General features: G+C 62.5%; 18 protein-coding genes, 1 tRNA gene and 1 other RNA gene. 7 read left to right on the forward strand and 13 right to left on the reverse strand.

All coding sequences use genetic code 11. The annotated features are described in order from the left end of the window. Positions 1-37 precede the first annotated feature (37 nt). The 6 genes from AC11W3_RS12395 (at position 38) to AC11W3_RS12420 (ending at position 4,302) form a co-directional block, all read left to right on the forward strand. Positions 38-313: a hypothetical protein gene (locus AC11W3_RS12395; RefSeq protein WP_484089080.1), complete on the forward strand. Its 276-nt coding sequence runs from the start codon at positions 38-40 to the stop codon at positions 311-313. A gap of 8 nt (positions 314-321) precedes the next feature. Continuing rightward, positions 322-753: a hypothetical protein gene (locus AC11W3_RS12400; RefSeq protein ID WP_484089081.1), complete on the forward strand. Its 432-nt coding sequence runs from the start codon at positions 322-324 to the stop codon at positions 751-753. Positions 754-945: 192 nt separating this feature from the next. Next, positions 946-1,659: a PilZ domain-containing protein gene (locus AC11W3_RS12405; RefSeq protein ID WP_484089082.1), complete on the forward strand. Its 714-nt coding sequence runs from the start codon at positions 946-948 to the stop codon at positions 1,657-1,659. A gap of 103 nt (positions 1,660-1,762) precedes the next feature. Beyond that, positions 1,763-2,353 (forward strand): shikimate kinase, encoded by a 591-nt coding sequence (locus AC11W3_RS12410; protein ID WP_484093104.1) that lies wholly within the window; start codon positions 1,763-1,765, stop codon positions 2,351-2,353. Positions 2,354-2,380: 27 nt separating this feature from the next. Beyond that, positions 2,381-3,691, forward strand: coding sequence for a HAMP domain-containing protein (locus AC11W3_RS12415; RefSeq protein WP_484089084.1), 1,311 nt, complete (start codon positions 2,381-2,383; stop codon positions 3,689-3,691). 11 nt (positions 3,692-3,702) lie between these two features. Continuing rightward, positions 3,703-4,302 (forward strand): hypothetical protein, encoded by a 600-nt coding sequence (locus AC11W3_RS12420; protein ID WP_484093105.1) that lies wholly within the window; start codon positions 3,703-3,705, stop codon positions 4,300-4,302. 9 nt (positions 4,303-4,311) lie between these two features. On the opposite strand, the gene AC11W3_RS12425 is transcribed toward AC11W3_RS12420, so the two are convergent. The 5 genes from AC11W3_RS12425 to uvrA form a co-directional block, all read right to left on the reverse strand. Continuing rightward, the gene (locus AC11W3_RS12425; protein ID WP_484089086.1) at positions 4,312-5,295 is read right to left on the reverse strand and encodes a serine/threonine protein kinase; all 984 of its coding nucleotides are present in this window, start codon (positions 5,293-5,295) and stop codon (positions 4,312-4,314) included. Positions 5,296-5,405: 110 nt separating this feature from the next. Beyond that, positions 5,406-6,914 (reverse strand): methyltransferase regulatory domain-containing protein, encoded by a 1,509-nt coding sequence (locus AC11W3_RS12430; RefSeq protein ID WP_484089087.1) that lies wholly within the window; start codon positions 6,912-6,914, stop codon positions 5,406-5,408. A 23-nt stretch (positions 6,915-6,937) separates the two neighbouring features. Continuing rightward, positions 6,938-7,507 carry a hypothetical protein gene (locus tag AC11W3_RS12435; RefSeq protein WP_484089088.1) on the reverse strand — a complete coding sequence of 190 codons (570 nt, stop codon included), beginning with the start codon at positions 7,505-7,507 and terminating at the stop codon, positions 6,938-6,940. Between the two features lie 247 nt (positions 7,508-7,754). Further along, positions 7,755-7,913 carry a hypothetical protein gene (locus AC11W3_RS12440; protein WP_484089089.1) on the reverse strand — a complete coding sequence of 53 codons (159 nt, stop codon included), beginning with the start codon at positions 7,911-7,913 and terminating at the stop codon, positions 7,755-7,757. A gap of 89 nt (positions 7,914-8,002) precedes the next feature. Then, positions 8,003-10,843, reverse strand: a complete 2,841-nt coding sequence (uvrA, locus tag AC11W3_RS12445; protein WP_484089090.1) for an excinuclease ABC subunit UvrA — start codon at positions 10,841-10,843, stop codon at positions 8,003-8,005. Positions 10,844-11,197: 354 nt separating this feature from the next. Between uvrA and AC11W3_RS12450 the strand changes: the two genes are divergently transcribed. Then, positions 11,198-11,833 (forward strand): pentapeptide repeat-containing protein, encoded by a 636-nt coding sequence (locus AC11W3_RS12450; protein ID WP_484093106.1) that lies wholly within the window; start codon positions 11,198-11,200, stop codon positions 11,831-11,833. Between the two features lie 151 nt (positions 11,834-11,984). On the opposite strand, the gene AC11W3_RS12455 is transcribed toward AC11W3_RS12450, so the two are convergent. From AC11W3_RS12455 to AC11W3_RS12490, 8 genes are all read right to left on the reverse strand, one after another. Beyond that, complete coding sequence (locus AC11W3_RS12455) at positions 11,985-12,185, reverse strand: cold-shock protein (RefSeq protein WP_484089092.1); 201 nt, start codon at positions 12,183-12,185, stop codon at positions 11,985-11,987. 92 nt (positions 12,186-12,277) lie between these two features. Further along, positions 12,278-15,874, reverse strand: a complete 3,597-nt coding sequence (gene nifJ, locus AC11W3_RS12460; protein WP_484089093.1) for a pyruvate:ferredoxin (flavodoxin) oxidoreductase — start codon at positions 15,872-15,874, stop codon at positions 12,278-12,280. A 110-nt stretch (positions 15,875-15,984) separates the two neighbouring features. Then, positions 15,985-16,578: a recombination mediator RecR gene (gene recR / locus AC11W3_RS12465; RefSeq protein WP_484089094.1), complete on the reverse strand. Its 594-nt coding sequence runs from the start codon at positions 16,576-16,578 to the stop codon at positions 15,985-15,987. Positions 16,579-16,715: 137 nt separating this feature from the next. Further along, on the reverse strand, positions 16,716-17,030 hold the full coding sequence (locus tag AC11W3_RS12470; RefSeq protein ID WP_484089095.1) for a YbaB/EbfC family nucleoid-associated protein: 315 nt from the start codon (positions 17,028-17,030) through the stop codon (positions 16,716-16,718). 259 nt (positions 17,031-17,289) lie between these two features. Beyond that, entirely contained in the window at positions 17,290-19,023 is a 1,734-nt protein-coding gene (gene dnaX / locus AC11W3_RS12475) for a DNA polymerase III subunit gamma/tau (protein WP_484089096.1), read from the reverse strand. Positions 19,024-19,105: 82 nt separating this feature from the next. Beyond that, positions 19,106-19,204, reverse strand: an RNA gene (gene ffs, locus AC11W3_RS12480) — signal recognition particle sRNA small type. A gap of 31 nt (positions 19,205-19,235) precedes the next feature. Next, positions 19,236-19,326 (reverse strand) — tRNA-Ser (locus AC11W3_RS12485). A 114-nt stretch (positions 19,327-19,440) separates the two neighbouring features. After that, a partial coding sequence (locus AC11W3_RS12490; protein WP_484089097.1) for a hypothetical protein occupies positions 19,441-19,644 on the reverse strand: 204 nt, incomplete at its 5' end.

Below are 19,644 nucleotides of genomic sequence, written 5' to 3' on the forward strand. Positions count from 1 at the left end.
CTTCCGCCAGGGGGGCCATGAAAAAAAGGAGAACGCCATGCTGAACAAACTCAACAATATAGGCGACGACCTCTACCAGACCTGGAGCGAGGAGCAGCGTCGTGACGAGATCGGGAAGCTGGTCGAGGGGTACAAGAACGGCCTCCCCATACAGATACTCTGCCAGCTGGCCACCTCCATCGCCGGGAGCCCGGAGTCGGCCAGCGGACACCTGGCGACTTTCATGAGCCGGAACGAGCGCAAGGCTATCGTGAAGAGCGAGTCGGGCAACAACAGGGAGCTTCGCGCCCTGCTCCAGTCCACGCTCCTCTAACTGCGGCCATGACCCTTACCCAACACCTGGCCCTGACGGGGATAGCGGCCGCCGCACTGGCACCGATCCTGGGGAGCGGGGAGCTCGCCCTCTTCGCCGTGGGCGGCGTCCTGATCGACGTGGATCATTACCTGCTCTACATCCAACGCAAGCGCAGCCTGAGCGTGCGGGGGATGTTCCGCTACTTCGCCGAACTGCAGCCGATCCAGGGGACCATCCCCTATGTAGGGCTTTGCATCTTCCACACGATAGATTTCTTCATCCTGCTCGGGCTGCTGGCCAACCTGTATCCCCCCCTCAACTACCTCCTGGCCGGCTGCCTCTTTCACTTCCTCATAGACCTGGTCCACCTGCGTCGCCGAAAAGTCATCTTCATCCGCCCCTTCTTCCTCATCGAGCACTTCATCCGCCGCCGCGCCGCGGGGTACCCCTGGTACTGATCGTCGCCCCCACCCGGCACCTTACCGCCAGCTTCATATTTTTTAGCTCCCCCAAATTGCGCCGGTGGGGCTGATCCTTTAATATATAGAAGGCTCCTGACCAGGATCCCATCCTGCTGCAACGTTCCCGGCAGAACTCGTCCGCTTGAAGCAGGTCCTCATCGAAGATGGCTCTAACCGAGGACGACGACGATGGACAGTACGTCGGATCAGGCAGTTGACAGGGTATCAGAAGGCATCGAGCAGCAGGCCTTCATCGAGAAGTTCCACGAGCTCCTCTCACTGCGCGGCGACCCCCGCATCACCCTGACCAACATCTACAAAGAGATGCCGATCACCCACCCCGCCAGCATCTGCGAGGTGAAGGCGCACCAAGTCGAGCTGCAAACGTGCGAGCTCCAGCTGGCGGCCATTTCGCAGTGCAACGAGGTCTACATCCAGTCCCCCCTGGTGGAAACTCCGGTGCTCGGTCAGCTGGAGAGTATCGATATCCGGCGCTGCACGGTCAGCTTGTCCCGCTTCTGCTATAAAGAGCTCTTCGTCAACAGGCGCAGTGCCGTCCGGGTCCGCTTCAAAAGGCCCCTGAGCATCATGACCTACTCCGGGCCCAACGTCATTTCCGGCATTATCCACGACATCTCTCTGGAGGGGTGCTGCCTCAACACGCTGGTGAAAGACGGTTTTCTGGGGAACGAGGCCCGGGTCGAGATGAAGCTGGTCGGACCGGTAAGTGGCGAGGAGCTGGTCATGCAGATCCGGGCAAACCTCCTTCGCATCAGCACGGAAGGCCCGCCCTTCAAATGCATCCTCTGCTTCGACCATACCCAGCAAACCGAAGAGTTGCTGTCGGTCTACGTCAACCAGCGGCAGATCGAGATACTGAAGGAATTGAGAGAAACCCTCTAGGGCACTCCGCTTCTCAGCCGATCCCTATCTCAAACCGATCGAGAAGAACCGGTAAGCCAGCCACTATCCCGCCTCCGATATGAGAGGTGATCCCAGGAAGGGAATGCTACGGGACAGAGACGACGACATGGAGAGCATCAGGCTGGTGAGAGTTCCCGCCGATCGGGCGGCAAAGGTCACCGGAAGCGTGACCTTGATCGGCATGCCGGGGTCCGGGAAGAGCGCGGTCGGCAGGATCCTGGCCTCGCGGCTCGACTGTAAGTTCATCGATACGGACCAGCTGATCGAGAGGCGATACCAAAGGCCGCTGCAGGCGGTGATAGACCGGGTGGGGGACGAGGCTTTCCGGAAGCTGGAAGAGGAGGCGGTCGTGGCGCTGTCGGTGGCGGCCCAGACGGTGATTTCGACCGGCGGCAGCGTGGTCTATTCCGAGGCGGCCATGAAACATCTGGCTGCCATATCAACCATCGTCTTTCTGGATGCCTCGGTGGAGGCAATACGGCGGCACATCCAGTCCGAGGCGCCGCGCGGCATTGTCGGAATGGGTACCGGGGGTTTGGAGACGCTCTATCAGGAAAGGCTCCCGCTTTACAGGTGCCATGCAGGCATTGTCATAGCAATGGATTCGGAAACGCCGGAACAGGTTGCAGATCACATTCTGAGAGAGTTATCCCAAGGTATGCCGGCGCACTGAGCCACTATCCCCAAGGAATGCCGTACCATGTCAGGACCCCACGCCACTTTCCGTCTCTCAGGTCTCACACTGATCCAGAAGATCGCGGCAGGATACGCGGCTATGGCTGTCTTTACCGGGGCGGCCCTCTTCTTCTCCTACCTCAACCTCCACGCCATCAACAAGACCACCCGGGAGATTGCCGCGAGGGATCTCCCGGCCATCAGCGCGCTGATAAAGCTGCGCAGCTCGTTGCTGGCGCAGGAGGGTTATGCGGGGAAATACGCCATCCTCAAGGACCCCGCCTTCCTGGCCCTCTTTCGCCAGCGCGAGAAGGAATCCCTGGCCAACCTGGCTGTGCTGCAGACCACCGACCCGGGGAAGGATGTAACCGCCCTCGGGAAACTCTATTCCGGCTACCAGGCGGCAGCAGGCCGCCTCTTCGCCAACGTCCCGGGCTCCGAGCCGCAGCTCAGGTCGGCGGCGGTCAGGATGCTGACGGCGGTGGACGAATCGTACGACCGGCGGCAGGCGAGGCTGCCGGAGCTCTTGCAGCGGGCCAACTACCAGCAGGAAAGCGCCATGAGGTGGACCATCGTCATCTCCCTCACCGGGCTCCTCCTCTCCATCGGCGTCGCTGCCACCGTCACCTACCGCACCTTCCAGTCGGTGAGAAAATTGCAGAGGGCCACCCACCGCATCGCGGCGGGGGATTTCGACTTCGACCCGCAGATCCAGGGTGATGACGAGGTCGCCGAGCTGGCCAGGGATTTCACCAGGATGGCCGGAAGGCTCAAGGTCCTGGAGCAGGTGAGCCTGGATGCCAGCCCCCTTACCCGCCTTCCCGGCAACATCGCCATCGAACGGGTCCTGGACGAGAGGCTGAAGGGCGGGGAACCATTCGCCTTCTGCTACGCCGACCTCGACAACTTCAAGCCCTTCAGCGACCACTACGGTTACGCCAAGGGGAGCGATCTGCTGCGGGTGACCGGTGACCTGATCGAGGCCACGGTGAAGTCGATTTGCGGCGACGAAGGCTTCGTCGGTCATGTCGGCGGCGACGATTTCGTCATGGTAGTCCCTACCGAGAAAGCCGCCACGGTCTGCCAGGAGGTAATCAGGAATTTCGACGCCGAGGCGGTCGAGCATTTCGCCCCGGAAGACAGGAGAGCGGGAGGGATCGAGGGAACGGACCGCTACGGGGTGCACCGTTTCTTCCCGATGACCACCATCTCCATCGCAGTGGTGATCTGCGGGGGACAACGATATTCCTCGGCGGTCGATATCGCCCGGGCCGCCGCCAAGGTCAAGGACACGGCCAAGGAGCACCCTGGCAGCAACTACCTGATCAGCGGGTGAGAGCGGGTCACATGAAAAAGAGCGTCATCATTGCCATTATCGCCTCGCTCTCCGCGGGGTGCGCCTCCGCGGCCCCCAAGGGGGCCACCCGGCCCCCTCGTCCGGAGCAGGAGGTCCGCCTGGAGCCGGCAGTCTCGGCCGTGGTGCGAGCGGAATCTGCTTCGCCGGCTAAAAGACTTGCACAGGCGATAGAACTCCTGCGCATGGGGGAAAAGACCGCGGCGGCGAGGATGCTGGCCTCCGTCACCAATGGCCGCCCGGTACCTGGCGTCACCGACGAGGCTCTCTTCCGGCTGGCGCTCCTCTCTCTGAGGCGGGGCGGCGAAAGGGGGGGAGGGGGGCAGGGGCAGCAGCTGTTGAGGCGCTTGAAGAGGGAATATCCCGCGAGTCCGTGGACGGCGCAGGCCGCTCCCTTGACGGAGATGTTAAGCGGGGTGGATGAGTTGCGGCGCCAGAACCGCGCCCTCGCCACCGCCAACCAGACCCTCACTGCCGAGCGAAATGAGCTGAGGAAGAAGGTCGACGAACTGGACGACAGGATCAAGCAACTCAACAAGAACCTTGATAAGTTGAAGAACCTCGACCTGGAGCTGGAGCAGAAGAGCCGCTGACCAACGAGGCTACGGCAGTTCCAGCGGCGGCTCTTCCAGCGCGGAGAGCTGTTCCCTCAGCTGAAGGATGTGCTCCCCCCAGTAGCGGACGGTGTTGAACCACGGGAAGGTCCGCGGGAAAGTCGGGTCCTCCCAGCGGGCGGCCAGCCACGCGCTGTAGTGCAGCATGCGCAGGGCGCGCAGTGCCTCGATCAGCCGCAGCTCGGAGGGGGCGAAGTGATTGAACTCGTTGTAGCCCTTGACCAGCTGGGCAAGCTGCGCCAGCTGCCGCGGCCGCTCACCCGAGAGCATCATCCATAGATCCTGCACCGAAGGAGCCATCCGGGCGTCGTCGAAGTCGACGAAGTGCGGGGCTCCGTCCCGCCAGAGGATGTTCCCCGCATGGCAGTCGCCGTGAGTCCGGATGAGACGAAACTGCGTCGCGCCCATGATCTCGTCGATCCCCTGCAGCAGCTGACTCGTCACCGCGGCATAGCTCTCCCGGTACTCCGCCGGAATGAAACCTTCGCTGATCAGGGCCACACTGTCATACCCGAAACTCCGGGTATCGAGGGTCGGCCGGTGCTCGAACGGCCGCACTTCGCCGATGCTGTGGATCCGTCCGAGCATCCTGCCCAGCACCAGGAGGTTCTGGTCGTTGTCGAACTCCGGCGCGTGGCCGCCCTGCCTCGGGTAGAGGGCGAAGCGGAAGCCGTCGAAGTGAAAGAGGCTTTCCCCGGCTTCGTTACACCACGGCGCCACCACCGAGAGCTCGTGCTCCACCAGCTCGAAGCAGAAGCGGTGCTCCTCTACGATCTGCTCGTCGCTCCAGCGCCCCGGGCGGTAGAATTTGGCGATGAAGGGATCCCCCTCCTCTATCCCAACCTGGTAGACGCGGTTCTCATAGCTGTTGAGGGCCGAGGTGCGGCAATCGCAGCGGACCCCCTGGCTCTCGACGGCGTCCATGATGAAACTGGGGGTGAGGGTCTGAAAGGGGTGCTGGGCTTCGGTCATGATGGCGGATCTCCCTGGCGCCATGGTTTGGCGGCTTCGCTACCATAGCATCATTCTGGGCGGGAACCAAGGAGAAGAGAGACGACGGTGGCTGGTGCAGGGGCTTGCGGTCAGACGATGCGCAGCTGTCGCAGCAAGGGAAGCCTGTTGTTGCGGAAAGACTCGATCTCCAGCCTCAGCTCGTCCAGCGTTGCCGGTCCCGGGGGAGAGGCCGTGAGCCTCGCGCCCCTGATGGCCTGAATCCTGTCCCAGATCGATGTTGCCGGGTCATTGTTGCCGTACATCTTCGCCAGGACCAGCAGCCGGTCGAGCCACTCCAGCTTGACCGCGTTCTGTACCACGGCCGAGGCGACCGGCTGCGTCTCCAGGTTATCGGCCTCGCGATCGAGCAGCACTTCGTTGAGCTTTCTTGCCGCCATTACTCCGAGATCGTCTGGGTCGACCGCCGGCATCAGGTACTGGGCCGAAAGGAGCACCATCAGCGCCTCCACCACGCGCCCGGTGCCGAGACGGGCTATCTCCCGGCGCCGCAGCAGGTCCTCCAGCGTATGGGGCTTTCGGTCCAGCGCGGCAAGGAGCGGGTCGTAGAGCTCAGGGGCGAACAGGACCTCCCCGATGGGAAACGATGCCTTCCCCCCCAGCGTCTGCCGCGGCACTACCAGGGCCAGCCGGAGCTTCCCGAAGTGTTCCATCTGGGCGGAAGGGGGCATCCTGCGGCTCCCCTTGGTGAAGACATCCCGTCGCAGCAGCGGGCTTACCAGGAAATCCTTCACCGTTTCTCTCATGATCCTGTCGGGCATCTCCGCCAGCACCTGCTGCTGCGCTTCGGTGAACCTGAGCATCTCCTGATTTTCGGCGAAGTTCGCGGAACCGGCGAAGCTCAGCCCGGCCTCGGCCAAGTCCTGCACCACCTCGGAGTGATAGAAAAGGGTCCAGTTGCGGTTGAAAAATTCATGTGCGAGGTAGTTCCTGGGGAGGGTACGGATGCGTTCGAAGAATTCCGTGGTCGAGGGACTCGAACTGAAGACCGAGGCGCCGGCCACCTTCAACCTCTCCGCGAACTGAAGGGCCCGATCCACGCGCTGCTCCAGCGGACCGGTCTGGGTGTCGCCGTACTCCGCGAGGAGCTTCCGCAGAGGAGCGTGGGAACTCCAACCTGGCAGGCTGTTGTAGCTCACGTATGCGACGCCTCCCGGCTTGAGCTTCCTCTCCAGGAAATCGAGGATCAGCCTGCGGTTGTCACTTCCGACCCAGCTGTAGATGCCGTGCATGACTACGAAGTCGAAATCAGGGAGGGGGAGCGTCGCGAGATCGGCAAAGCTCGCCTCCCAGAAGGTGGCGTTGTCCAATCCCGCCTCACCGGCCAGGCCGCGGGCGCCTGCTATGTGGGCATAGTTGAAATCGACCCCGTGGAACTGACCCTGGGGGTGGCAGGCGGCGAAAAGGTTGAGCGCCTCTCCGTGGCCACAACCGAGGTCGCAGTAGGTGAAGCCGTCCTGCACCGCTACCGGTTCGAGGCTTTGGATTAACAGCACCAGGTTCAGCACCGAAGGCGCCAGCTCGCGGTAGACTCCACGAACGTACTCCACGTCGGTGACGTATCCTTCCTGCCATTCCATGGGCGCCTCTGCCTGATGTGGATTTAGAAGAAGAAGGTGGGAATCCTGATCTCTGGGCTCTGTATCGGGCCGAGAGGATTGATCCTGTCATCCATCTGATCGATCTTCGGCTCGCCGCTGGACAACTTGTAGGCTACGTGGCTGTTGACGAAAACGATCAGGGCCTTGAACCTCCAGCCTGTCTGGTGGGTCTTGCGCCTGAAGGCCAGCAGGTCGAGCCAGAAATTGCCTACGCGTTTGCTGTAGGTCCGGGTAGGCTCGAAGACGTAGGCGCGGCAGTCGGTCCGCGCCCTCAGGCAGGCCTGCAGGCCGGGATCGAGTTCCTCCATCGGTATCGCCTGGACGGTGGCGGCGATGTCGAGGTAGTTGAGCACCTTGATGTTCGGGGAGGCCTTGATGTCGAAGCCGAGATCCTTCAGGTCGCTGACCGTGGTTTTGCCGATGGTGATGGCATCGAAGGCCTTCTTCGCGTCGGTGTATTCTTGCCATGGCGACTCGGCCACCACCTTCGCTCTAGGCAAAAGGAATGCGCAACCGCTCTGCAGCAGTATCAACGTACAAAGAAGAAAGAGTCGCAGCAGATGGTAGCGCATAATCCGTCCCGAAACATTTGCCCTGGCACGAGTGATTTTCGCTTTATTATATCGTGCTTTAGCTGCAAGACAGCGGGAAGGGAATGTTAAAGAGGGTGGGATCTAGCATAATGAGGGGTCAAAGCGGGGCCTGGGGGGATTTGTTCGCAGCCGGTTTGGAGACGGATGTGCCAAGTGACGGGAACGGCTCGGGTAAGACGGGATGGCGGCGCGGGAATCTCCAGCGGGAAATGTCCCGCGCCCCCCGTTATTTTTTTCTTTTCGCCTTCAGGCCGCAGTACGGGCAGCGCTTGTCGGACACCGAGCGTTTGCAGGACTCGCACCAGTAGGTGAAGATATCGTCCATCGCGCACCCGGCGCACCCCCCCTCATGCGTTTCGCCACAGTTGCATTTCTCGTCTGTCATGACCTGTACCTCCGTTCCTATCCCCCCCTGAACCGGAGCTCGGCCGGCAGGGCCCGCCCTCCTTCGAGGGGAGGTCGGGGTGGGGAGGGTTATTTCAGGACGAGCTTCTTAAGGTACTGCCCCGTGTAGGATCTCTCGACCCTGGCCACCTGCTCAGGGGTTCCGGTGGCGATGACCTCGCCCCCCCTGTCGCCGCCTTCCGGCCCCAGGTCCACGATCCAGTCGGCCGTCTTGATCACGTCCAGGTTGTGCTCGATGACCACGATGGTGTTCCCGGCATCGACCAGCTTGTGGACCACTTCCAGGAGCTTGGCGATATCGGCGAAGTGCAGCCCGGTGGTGGGCTCGTCCAGGATGTAGATGGTCCGGCCGGTGGCCCGCTTGGAAAGTTCCTTGGCCAGCTTCACCCTCTGTGCTTCCCCACCAGAGAGGGTCGTTGCCGACTGCCCGAGCTTGATATAGCCGAGCCCGACCTCCTCCAGGGTCTTCAGCTTGGACTTGATCCGCGGGATGTGCTCGAGGAAGACCAGCGCCTGCGAGACGGTCATGTCCAGCACCTCGGCGATGGAGCGCCCCTTGTAGCGCACCTCGAGGGTCTCCCTGTTGTAACGCGCCCCCTTGCAGACCTCGCACTGGACGTAGACGTCGGGAAGGAAGTGCATCTCGATCTTGATGATCCCGTCGCCCGAGCAGGCCTCGCACCTCCCCCCCTTGACGTTGAAGGAATAGCGCCCCGCCTTGTAGCCGCGCATCTTCGATTCCGGCAGCTGCGCGAAGATCTCCCTGATCTCGGTGAAGAGCCCGGTATAGGTGGCCGGATTGGAACGGGGGGTGCGGCCGATGGGGGACTGGTCGATGTTGATCACCTTGTCCAGGGCGTCGAGGCCGTGAATATTCCGGACCGCGCCGGCCTTCTCCCGGCTCTTGTAAAGCCGCTGGTTGAGGGTCTTGTACAGCGTGTCGATCACCAGCGTCGATTTGCCCGAGCCCGAGACCCCGGTGATGCAGGTCATCACCCCCAGCGGCAGGTCCAGGGTGACGTTCTTCAGGTTGTTCTCGCTGGCACCCTCGATGGTCAGGAATCTCGTCCCCTTTCTCCGCTCCTTGGGGACCGGGATGCTGAGGGCGCCGGAGAGGTAGCGGCCGGTGAGGGAGTGCGGGTTGGCCATGATCTCCGCGGGAGTCCCCTCGGCGACCACCTCGCCGCCGTGGACGCCGGCTCCGGGGCCCATGTCGATGACCCAGTCCGCCTCCTCGATCGTTTCCTCGTCGTGCTCGACCACCAGCACGGTATTGCCGATGTCGCGCAGGTGGCGAAGCGTCTGCAGCAGCCGGCTGTTGTCCCGCTGGTGCAAGCCGATCGAGGGCTCGTCCAGGATGTAGAGCACGCCGACCAGCGAGGAGCCGATCTGCGTGGCCAGCCTGATCCTCTGCCCTTCTCCCCCCGAGAGGGTGCCCGACGAGCGGTCGAGCGAGAGGTAGTCGAGCCCCACGTTGACCAGGAAGTTTAGCCGCTCGCGGATCTCCTTCAAGATCCTGCGGGCGATGTCCTCCTCCTTCTCCGAGAGCGCCACGCTCTGGAAGAAGGCCAGGCAGTCCTTGATCGACAGCGCCGTGACCTGCTGGATGTTCTGCTTCCCGACCGTCACGAAGAGTGCCTCTTTCTTGAGACGGGCGCCGTTGCAGGTCGGGCAGGGCATCACGTTCATGTACTTTTCCAGCTCTTCCCGCACCTGCTCCGAATCGCTCTCGCGGTGGCGCCGCTCCAGGTTGTGCAGCACCCCCTCGAAGGCCTTCCGGTAGTAGTGGCGCTTGCCCGCCTCGTCCTCCCACCAGAAATCGACCAGCGCTCCGCCCGAGCCGTTCATCACGGCATCGTGGGCCTTTTTGGTGAGGGTCTTGAACGGGGTGTGCATGTCGAAGCCGTACGATTTCGCCAGTGCCTCCAGGGTCTGCTGGTACCACCCCGAGAACCGCTTCTCCCATGGCGCGATGGCACCGTCCCTCAGGGAAAGGTCGGGGTCCGGAACCACCAGCTCGGGGTCGACGTACATCCTCGCCCCCAGGCCGGTGCAGTCGGGGCAGGCGCCGTAGGGGTTGTTGAAGGAGAACATCCGCGGGGTCATCTCCGGATAGGAAATCCCGCACTCGATGCAGGCCGAGGACTCGGAGAAGAGGAGCGTCTCCGCCTTGATCTCCCGCTCCTCGTCCGCGGAGAGCGCCACCTTGACGATGCCGTCCGCGTGACGCAGCGCCGTCTCCAGCGAGTCCGCCAGCCGCCTCTCGATCCCCGGCTTGACCACCAGCCGGTCGACCACGATATCGATGTCGTGCTTTTTCTTCTTGTCGAGTGTGATCTCCTCGGCCAGGTCCAGGGTATTGCCGTCGATGATGACGCGGACGAAGCCGTCCTTCCTGAGCTGCATCAGCTCCTTCTTGTACTCGCCCTTGCGTCCGCGCACGATCGGGGAGAGGAGAGTGATCTTCGCCCCCTGCGGCAGCGACATCATCTGGTCAACCATCTGGGTCACCGTCTGTGAGGAGATGGGGCGGCCGCAGTTGTAGCAGTGGGGCTGGCCGATGCGGGCGAAGAGGAGCCTCAGGTAGTCGTAGATCTCGGTAACCGTCCCTACCGTGGACCTGGGGTTCTTGCTGGTGGTCTTCTGCTCTATGGAGATGGCGGGGGAGAGCCCTTCTATCGACTCCACGTCCGGCTTCTCCATCTGCTCGAGGAACTGCCGGGCGTAGGCCGAAAGCGACTCGACGTAGCGCCTTTGCCCTTCGGCGTATATGGTGTCGAAGGCGAGCGTCGATTTTCCCGAACCCGAGATGCCGGTGATGACCACCAGCTTGTCCCGCGGGATCTCGACGTCGATGCACTTCAGGTTATGTTCGCAAGCACCTTTAACGACGATCTTATCTGTAGCCATTTCGCTCCCAATCGGATGTTCTGATTCGTGTGGCCAGGATCCAGCCCCAATATAGCACACGGCGGTTCCCATTTACACACCGCACCGTTCGGCGCGCCGCCCGGTCTGCCGGACATGCCGCCCTTTTGCTGCCGGACGGGGCGAGCCACTGCAGGGGGGGCGCCCTCGACGCGAAGAGTGCGGGCTCCCTCTTCAGTTTTTCCAGCTCCTACCGATAAATGATCTAAGCGAACCGCTTTCCGCGCGCCCCCCCCTGACCGGGAGTTCCGGCCCCGGCGCTTCCGGGATTCATCCCGGGGAAGCCCGGGGCGGGGACGGGATACACCTGTAACGCCTGAACTAGGGAGAACCACCATGAACAGCCGTTTTGTTCACATAGCTGCCACGCTCCTGGCCATGACTGTTAGCGCCGTGATGATCCCTTCCGCCGCTAGGGCGAGCCAGCCTGACGACGAGGCCAAGGCCCTGAGGGTTGCCGAAGTCAAGCTGGCCGCCCTTGCCAGGGAAGCCAAGGACGGGAGCGCGCCACCTGAAGCCTCCGCGAAGAAAGAGCCCGAAAAGAAGCCGGCCCGTCACGTACGCAAAAAGCGGCATGCCAAGGCCGGGGTGAAGGCGGCGCCTCACGCCGAGGTCACGGGCAAGGCATCGAAGGTCACCAACAGGCGCCTCTCCCTCGCCGAGGTGCAGGGCATCCTCAACACCACCCGCGACTTTTCCGGCTCCGATCTGAGCGGACTGTCCCTGGCAGGGATGGACTTCAGCGGGGTGAATTTCAACCGGGCCAACCTGCACCGTGCCAATCTGGAGCGCGCCGACCTGACCGAGACCGACCTCGAGCTGGCCGATCTGGGAGGAGCAAACCTGAGGGGAGCCTCGCTCATTCAGGCCAGGCTGCGCGGCACCCGCCTGGACGGCACCCGCATGGACGGCGCGTTGTGGATCGACAAGACCGTCTGCAAGCCAGGCTCGACCGGCACGTGCATCGAGTGAACCGCTCACCCACCCCCCTGCCCCCTCCCGTCAAGGGAGGGGGAGCGTGAGCCTCCCTGATTCATCCCCGTGAGACCCCTTCCGCTCTCCCTATAAAAAAAGCCCCGGATTTCTCCGGGGCCCCTTTTCTTTTGTTTTTAAAGCGGTTGCTTTAAATCTTGGTGACGTTTGCAGCCTGCAGACCTTTCGGCCCTTTCTGCACTTCAAACTCGACGGCATCACCTTCAGCTAGGGATTTGAAACCGTCTCCCTGGATTGCGGAGAAATGTACGAAAACATCCTCGCCGTTATCCTGCTCGATGAAACCAAACCCCTTGCTGTCGTTGAACCATTTAACTACACCTTTTGCCATTACTGCATTCTCCTGTTACTGCTGCTAATAAGTGCCGAGACCATCCTCGGCACATGATGATCATATGCGACTGACGGAAAGGGTGTCAAGCGCTATTTCCCGCAGATGATGTCCGTCAGCTTGCCGTACTCCATCTGGGCCATCTGCTTGTACAGGTCGAACCTGCGGGCGGTGAGCTCGCTGGAGCGGGCCATGAGCGTAGCCGCCGCCTCGGGGTTGTTCTTCTTGAGCACCCGGTAGCGGTTCTCGCCGTAGGCGTACTCCTCGAGGGTGATGCTCGGATCCTTGCTGTCGAGCTGCAGCGGGTTCTGGCCCTGCTCGACCAGCGCCGGGTTGTAGCGGACCAGCGGCCAGTGGCCGGAGGCGACTGCACGCTTCTGGGTATCAACCGCGGTGGCCATGTCGATGCCGTGGGCGATGCAGTGGCTGTAGGCCAGAATCAGCGACGGTCCGTCGTAGGCTTCCGCCTCGATGAAGGCCTTCACGGCCTGGGCCGGGTTGGAGAGGGATACCTTGGCCACGTAGACGTTGCCGTAGGCCATGGCGATCATGGCCAGGTCCTTCTTGGCCTGGGGCTTGCCGCCCGCCGCGAACTGGGCCACGGCGCCCATCGGGGTGGACTTGGAAGCCTGGCCGCCGGTGTTGGAGTAGACCTCGGTGTCGAGCACCAGGAGGTTCACGTTCTTGCCCGATGCGATGACGTGGTCGAGGCCGCCGTAGCCGATGTCATAGGCCCAGCCGTCGCCGCCGACGATCCATACGGATCTCTTGACCAGGTAGTCGGCCAGGGAGAGGAGCTTCTTGGCGGCGGCGTTGTCGCAGCCGGCGAGAGCTTCCTTGACCTTGGCCACGCGGCCGCGCTGCAGCTCGATGCCGGCCTGGGTCGACTGGTCGGCCCCGACGATCTCCTTGAGGACACCCTTGATCGGGTCGCAGGAGGTGCAGCTGCAGTTGAGCAGCTCGTCCACCAGCTCGAGAGCCGCCTGGTTGAACTTGTCGACGGCCAGCCTCATGCCGAAGCCGAACTCGGCGTTGTCCTCGAAGAGGGAGTTGCACCAGGCCGGGCCGCGGCCGTCAGCATTCTTGGTCCACGGGGTGGTCGGCAGGTTGCCGCCGTAGATCGAGGTGCAGCCGGTGGCGTTGGCGATCAGGGCACGGTCGCCGAAGAGCTGCGACATGAGCTTGAGGTACGGGGTCTCGCCGCAGCCGGCGCAGGCCCCGGAGTACTCGAAGAGCGGCCTCAGGAGCTGGCTTCCCTTCAGGGTCTCGCGCTTCACCAGGGCCGGGTCGGTCTCCGGGATGGCCAGGAAGAAGTCGTAGTTGGCGGCCTCCGGGGCGCGCAGCGGCGCCTGGAACTGCATGTTGATCGCCTTGTGGTTGGCGTCCTCCTTGGACTTCGCCGGGCAGTTGGCGACGCAGGCGGCGCAGCCGGTGCAGTCCTCGGGAGCGACCTGGACCGTGCACTTCATCCCCTTGAACTCGTTGCCCCTGGCCTCGGCCGACTTGAAGGTCTCCGGAGCGCCGGCGAGCTTGTCGGCGTCGTAGATCTTCATCCTGATGGAGGCGTGCGGGCAGACGAAGGAGCAGATGCCGCACTGGATGCAGAGCTTGTCGTCCCAGACCGGGATATCGACGGCGATGTTGCGCTTCTCGTACTGGGAGGTGCCGGTCGGGAAGGTGCCGTCAGCCGGCATCTTGGAAACCGGCAGGTCGTCGCCGTAGCCGGCGATCAGGGTGGCGGTGACGTCCTGCACGAAGTGCGGTGCGTGAGCGCCGACAACCGGGGGCTTGCGGAGCTTGCTGGTGGCTCCAGCCGGGATCTGCACCTCGAAGATGTTCTCCAGCGCCGCGTCGACAGCCTGGTTGTTCATGGCCACGACCTTCTCGCCGGACTTGCCGTAGCTCTTCTTGATGGCGTCCTTGATGGCGGAGAGCGCGGTCTCCAGCGGGATGATGTTGGAGATCTTGAAGAAAGCGGTCTGCATGATCACGTTGATCCTGGCGCCGAGGCCCAGCTGCTCGCCGAGCGCGATGGCGTTGATCACGTAGAACTTCAGCTTCTTGCCGAGGATCTGCTGCTGCACCTCGACCGGCATGCTGTCCCAGACCTGGTCCTTGTCGAACGGCGAGCAGAGGAGGAAGGTTGCCCCGTCTTTCGCGCGGCTCAGCATGTCGTACTTCTCGAGGAAGGAGAAGTTGTGGCAGGCGACGAAGTCGGCCTGGTCGATCAGGTACGGGGAACGGATCTCGCCCTTGCCGAAGCGCAGGTGCGAGGTGGTGACGGAGCCGGCCTTCTTGGAGTCGTACACGAAGTAGGCCTGGACGTTGTTGTCGGTCTGCTCACCGATGATCTTGATGGAGTTCTTGTTGGCGCCGACGGTGCCGTCTGAGCCGAGGCCGAAGAACATGGCCGCGTAGGTCCCCGGGGAGGCGTTCACGAATTTCTGATCGTAGTCGAGGGAGCTGTTGGTGACATCCTCGATGATGCCGACCACGAAATGGTTCTTCGGCTTGTCGAGCTTGAGGTTGTCGAACACGCCCTTGGCCATGCCGGGGGTGAACTCCTTGGAGCCGAGGCCGAAGCGCCCGCCGACGATGATCGGGTAACCCTGGAAGTTGCACTTCCCATCGGCCAGAGCCTCGCCGATGGCGGTCCTGACATCGAGGTAGAGCGGCTCGCCCAGGGAGCCGGGCTCCTTGGTACGGTCGAGGACGGCGATCTTCCTGACGCTGGCCGGCAGGGCGGCGGCGATGGCGTCAACCGGGAACGGCCTGAACAGGCGGACCTTCAGCAGGCCGACCTTCTCGCCTGCGGCGGTAAGGGTGGCCAGGGTCTCCTCGACGGTGTCGGCGGCGCTCCCCATCACGATGACCACGCGCTCCGCATCCGGAGCCCCGACGTACTCGGCCAGCTTGTACTGGCGGCCGGTGACGCCGGCGAACTTGTCCATCTCCTCCTGGACGATGGAGAGACAGGCCGGGTAGTAGGGGTTGACGGTCTCGCGTCCCTGGAAGTAGACGTCGGGGTTCTGGGCGCTGCCGCGCAGCACGGGCTTCTCAGGGTTGAGCGCCCGGTCGCGGTGCGCCTGCACCAGCTCGTCGCTGATCATGGCCCGCATGTCGTCGAAGGTAAGTTCCTCGACCTTCTGCACCTCGTGCGAGGTCCGGAAGCCGTCGAAGTAGTGCATGAAGGGGACCCTGGCGCGCAGCGTGGCGGCCTGGGCGATCAGCGCGAAGTCCATGACTTCCTGCACGTTGTTCGAGCAGAGCATGGCCCAGCCGGTGGAGCGGGCCGCCATGACGTCGGAGTGGTCGCCGAAGATGTTGAGGGCAGCGGCCGAGATGGCGCGGGCCGAGATGTGGAAGACCGTGGAGGTAAGCTCGCCGGCGATCTTGAACATGTTCGGGATCATCAGCAGCAGACCCTGGCTCGCGGTGAAGGTCGTGGTCAGCGCACCGGCCTGCAGGGAGCCGTGGACCGCGCCGGAGGCGCCACCCTCGGACTGGAGCTCGGAGACGCTCGGGACGGTGCCCCAGATGTTCTTCTCTCCCCTGGCGCTCTTCTCGTCCGAGATCTCGCCCATGACCGAAGACGGGGTGATCGGGTAGATGGCGATCACCTCGTTTGTGGCGTGAGCCACATGAGCTGCTGCAGTGTTACCGTCAATAGTTACCATTCTGCGCGACATTGAATTCCTCCCTGTGAGTATTTGGTAGATCCGGAAGCTTAGGCAGTACAAATGTAGACCGTATTTCAAAACAAGAGTTGAAGCCCGCGACGGTGGTGGAATACGTCCCGCTACAGCTCCGACCTTCCCTCGACCGCCCGCTGCACCGTTGCCGCGTCGACGTACTCGAGGTCACTTCCGATCGGGATGCCATGCGCCAGCCGGGTCACCTTCACCGAGAGGGGCTTGATCAGCCTGGTCAGGTAGAGCGCGGTCGCTTCCCCCTCAACGCTGAAGTTGGTGGCGATCAGCACCTCCCGGATCTCTCCCCCCTCCAGGCGCTGCATCAGCTCGGCGATCCTCAGGTCCCGCGGCGTCACCCCGTTCAGCGGCGAGAGCGCCCCCTGGAGCACGTGGTAGCGCCCCCTGAAGGCCCGGCTTCTCTCCATCGCCAGCAGATCCTGGGGTTCCTCGACCACGCAGAGGGTGGTGGCGTCACGGTCGCCGGAGCAGATCCAGCACGGGTCGTCCTCGGTGATGGCGAAGCAGACCGAACAGAAATGCACCCGCTCCTTCACCTGCAAGAGACTCTCGGCCAACGCCTCCATGTTCCCCGGAGATTTCAGCAGATGGAAGGCCAGCCTCAGCGCACTTTTTTCACCGACACCCGGCAGTTTCTTCAACTCGCCCACCAGCCTGGTCAGCGAGTTCGAAAAATGTAGCATATTCCCACCCTGGATAAAACATTTTTTTACTGATTATTTTTACCAAAAAAAATTTTGACCAAGATTTATTTAATTAAAAGGGCGCATAGCTTCCGCTTGCGCCCTCCAGCCATCTTTGCCTTAACAACTTGAATTTTCTAGAAAAGGCCCGGGATATTAAGGCCGCCGGTGATCTTGCTCATCTCCTCAGCCATCTCCGAGTGCACCTTTTTCAGGGCCTCGTTGACCGCGGTCAGCACCAGGTCCTGCAACATCTCGACGTCCTCCGGGTCGACCGCCTCTTTCTTGATGACCAGCGAGAGGACCTGGTTCTTCCCGTTTACAACCACCGTTACGGCTCCGCCACCAGTGGTGACCTCGGCGGTACGGTTCGCCGCCTCTTCCTGCAGCTTGCCCATCTTCTGCTGCATCATCTGAGCCTGTTTCATGATCTGCGCCAACCCTTTGGACATCTTATCCCTCCGTAATTACCGTTTATTTGGCAACATATAGTCACTAACGCCGTTATTTAATTCGCCTTCGCCGCCAGCTGGTTTCATCGCAACGCTAAGGAAGCTGGGAATCCCCTCCCCCCCCTTTGCGAAGGGGACAGGGGGGATTTGCCTTGGTCGGACCTGAACTGAGCAGGAGCCTCAGGAACCGTTCGCGCCCGGAAGGGCGCTCCTACGAGAATCATCGAGCCGGTTCAGCAATCGTGAGCCGGTTCGGCAATCATTGAGCCTGTTCTTTTCCCGGCAGCTCCCGCACGTCCGCTATCTCGCCGTCAAAGATCTCCACCGCCGCGGCCACCAGCGGGTGCGCCTCGGCCTCGCGTCTCAGCTTTGCCTTGCGCTCGGCGTCCTCAAGGCTTTTTTTTTCCGACAGGGAAGGGGGCGCATCCGAGGGGACAGCATCCTGGACCACCAGCCTGATCGCGGTAGCCGCCCCGAAATGCGCCTTGGCCAGCTCCTTGAGATCGGCAAGCTGCTCCTGCATGGTCTTGAACTCGAACCCGGCCTGGCAGCCGATTTCCAGCTGTTCCCGGGAAACCTTCACCGGGCGAACCTGTTCCAGCAACGATCCCATCATCGGTTTCTTGCTCTTGACGAAGCCTACCAGGCTCCCCCAGAGGTCGCCGTCGAAGCAGCGAGCTGCAGTAGCGGCCGGCGCGGCAGCGGGCTGGGCGGAGGCACGGGAAACGGCCGGTGCGGGGACCGACGCCGATTCGCGCGCGACTGCAGGGCCGGGAGCCTTGAAGGCGGGGCGAGCCTCCTGCGGGCGCGCCGCGGGAGCGGGTTGCTGGACCGGGCGCGGAGCCGCCGGGGCACCCCCCTCCAGTGCCGCGAGCCTCGCCAGCAGGTCCTGCACCGGGACGGCCGGGGCCAGGGTCGCCATTTTCATCAGCGCCATTTCCAGGATCAGCCGGGGGAATCCGGAGTGGGCCATCTCCCCTTCGGCCTTAAGCAGGAGCGTCAGGCGGCGCTGCAGGTCGTTCAGCGAGGCCGAAGCCGCCTGCCCCTTGAGCTCTTCGTGCTCCGCCTCGGAAAGTTCCAGCAGGTCGCCGGCATCGCCCAGCGCCTTCAGGATGGAGATGCTGCGGAACTGGTCAATCAGCTCCTGGCAGAACTGCCTCATGCTGTAGCCGAAGGAATCGACCCGCGCCACGATCTCCAGCACGCCGCGCACGTCGGCAGAGAGCACCGCCCGCGAGGCCTCCATGATCAGGCGCCGGTCCACCACGCCCAAAAGGGCCGCCACATCGGCGTCGGAAACGGTGTTGCCGCAGAAGGCCAGCACCTGGTCCAGGGTGGAAAGGGAATCGCGCATGCTCCCGTCGCCCTTGCGTGCCACCACGGTAAGCGCCTCGTCGCTCGCACTCACCCCCTCCTGGTCCACGATGTAGCGCAGCCTGGCCACGATGCGCGGCAGGGCGATCCTCTTGAAGTCGAAGCGCTGGCAGCGCGAGAGGATGGTGATCGGGACCTTGTGCGGTTCGGTGGTGGCGAAGATGAACTTGACGTGGGAAGGGGGCTCCTCCAGCGTCTTCAACAGCGCGTTGAAGGCGTTGGTGGTGAGCATGTGGACTTCGTCGATGATGAAGATCTTGTAGCGGGAGCGGGACGGGAGGTACTTGATGTTGTCCCGGAGTTCCCTGATGTCGTCGACGCCGGTGTTGGAGGCGCCGTCGATCTCGAAGACGTCGACCGAGTTCCCCTCGGTGATCTCCAGGCAGGCCGAGCAGGTGTTGCAGGGCTCCACCGACATCCCGCTCTCGCAGTTGAGCGCCTTGGCCAGGATGCGGGCCGAACTCGTCTTGCCCACACCGCGCGCGCCGGTAAAGAGGAAGGCATGGGCCACCCTGCCGCCGTCGATGGCGTTTTTCAGGGTCTGGCTGACGTGCTCCTGCCCGACCAGGTCGCTGAAGGTCTGGGGTCGCCACTTTCTGGCAAGTACGAGATAAGACAAGGGGGTTTACCTCTCGGCATCAGTCACTGCTAACGGTGCGTGTGGGGCGGGGAAGGGGCTACGGAGGGTTGCGGAAAGAGCTGATAGCTGGGCTACCCCGCGGCACACGGTGGCGGTTACTGCCGCTGCTTCCTTCCGGACCTGACGGGGTTCATAACCTTCCGTTGCGCGGGACCCAGCTATCAGATCTGTCCGCAAAGAAATTATAATTATGGCGGAGAGAGAGGGATTCGAACCCTCGGTACGCTATTAACGTACACACGCTTTCCAGGCGTGCTCCTTCAACCACTCGGACATCTCTCCACAAGGTGGACATATATAATATAAGGCTTCCGGTTTGTAAAGGGATTTTTCTCAGGGTAAGGGCGAAAGCTTTTCTAGGCTAAGGGCAAAAGGCTGAGGGCTAAGGGGAAAAGATTAAAAGCTGAATCCAAAAGCAAACACCACGGAGGACACCGAGGGCCACAGAGAAAGAACATAGAATGAAAAACCTTCCTGATTAGTACCAATCTTCCGCCAGTTTCCAAAACTGTCATTCCCGAAGCGATTCTGATCGGGAATCCAGCTCCTAAACGACGTGAAATCTGGATCCCCGATAAGGGCATTCGGGGATGACAATCT

This window comes from Geomonas sp. (assembly GCF_056994735.1).

Coding starts and splice junctions, on each gene's coding strand:
- AC11W3_RS12435 (WP_484089088.1), bottom strand. CDS start 7,507: ATGCGCTACCATCTGCTGCGACTCTTTCTTCTTTGTACGTTGATACTG.
- AC11W3_RS12470 (WP_484089095.1), bottom strand. CDS start 17,030: ATGTCCAAAGGGTTGGCGCAGATCATGAAACAGGCTCAGATGATGCAG.
- AC11W3_RS12400 (WP_484089081.1), top strand. CDS start 322: ATGACCCTTACCCAACACCTGGCCCTGACGGGGATAGCGGCCGCCGCA.
- AC11W3_RS12450 (WP_484093106.1), top strand. CDS start 11,198: ATGAACAGCCGTTTTGTTCACATAGCTGCCACGCTCCTGGCCATGACT.
- AC11W3_RS12425 (WP_484089086.1), bottom strand. CDS start 5,295: ATGACCGAAGCCCAGCACCCCTTTCAGACCCTCACCCCCAGTTTCATC.
- AC11W3_RS12395 (WP_484089080.1), top strand. CDS start 38: ATGCTGAACAAACTCAACAATATAGGCGACGACCTCTACCAGACCTGG.
- AC11W3_RS12410 (WP_484093104.1), top strand. CDS start 1,763: ATGCTACGGGACAGAGACGACGACATGGAGAGCATCAGGCTGGTGAGA.
- AC11W3_RS12420 (WP_484093105.1), top strand. CDS start 3,703: ATGAAAAAGAGCGTCATCATTGCCATTATCGCCTCGCTCTCCGCGGGG.
- uvrA (WP_484089090.1), bottom strand. CDS start 10,843: ATGGCTACAGATAAGATCGTCGTTAAAGGTGCTTGCGAACATAACCTG.
- AC11W3_RS12405 (WP_484089082.1), top strand. CDS start 946: ATGGACAGTACGTCGGATCAGGCAGTTGACAGGGTATCAGAAGGCATC.
- AC11W3_RS12415 (WP_484089084.1), top strand. CDS start 2,381: ATGTCAGGACCCCACGCCACTTTCCGTCTCTCAGGTCTCACACTGATC.
- nifJ (WP_484089093.1), bottom strand. CDS start 15,874: ATGTCGCGCAGAATGGTAACTATTGACGGTAACACTGCAGCAGCTCAT.
- AC11W3_RS12440 (WP_484089089.1), bottom strand. CDS start 7,913: ATGACAGACGAGAAATGCAACTGTGGCGAAACGCATGAGGGGGGGTGC.
- AC11W3_RS12455 (WP_484089092.1), bottom strand. CDS start 12,185: ATGGCAAAAGGTGTAGTTAAATGGTTCAACGACAGCAAGGGGTTTGGT.
- recR (WP_484089094.1), bottom strand. CDS start 16,578: ATGCTACATTTTTCGAACTCGCTGACCAGGCTGGTGGGCGAGTTGAAG.
- AC11W3_RS12430 (WP_484089087.1), bottom strand. CDS start 6,914: ATGGAATGGCAGGAAGGATACGTCACCGACGTGGAGTACGTTCGTGGA.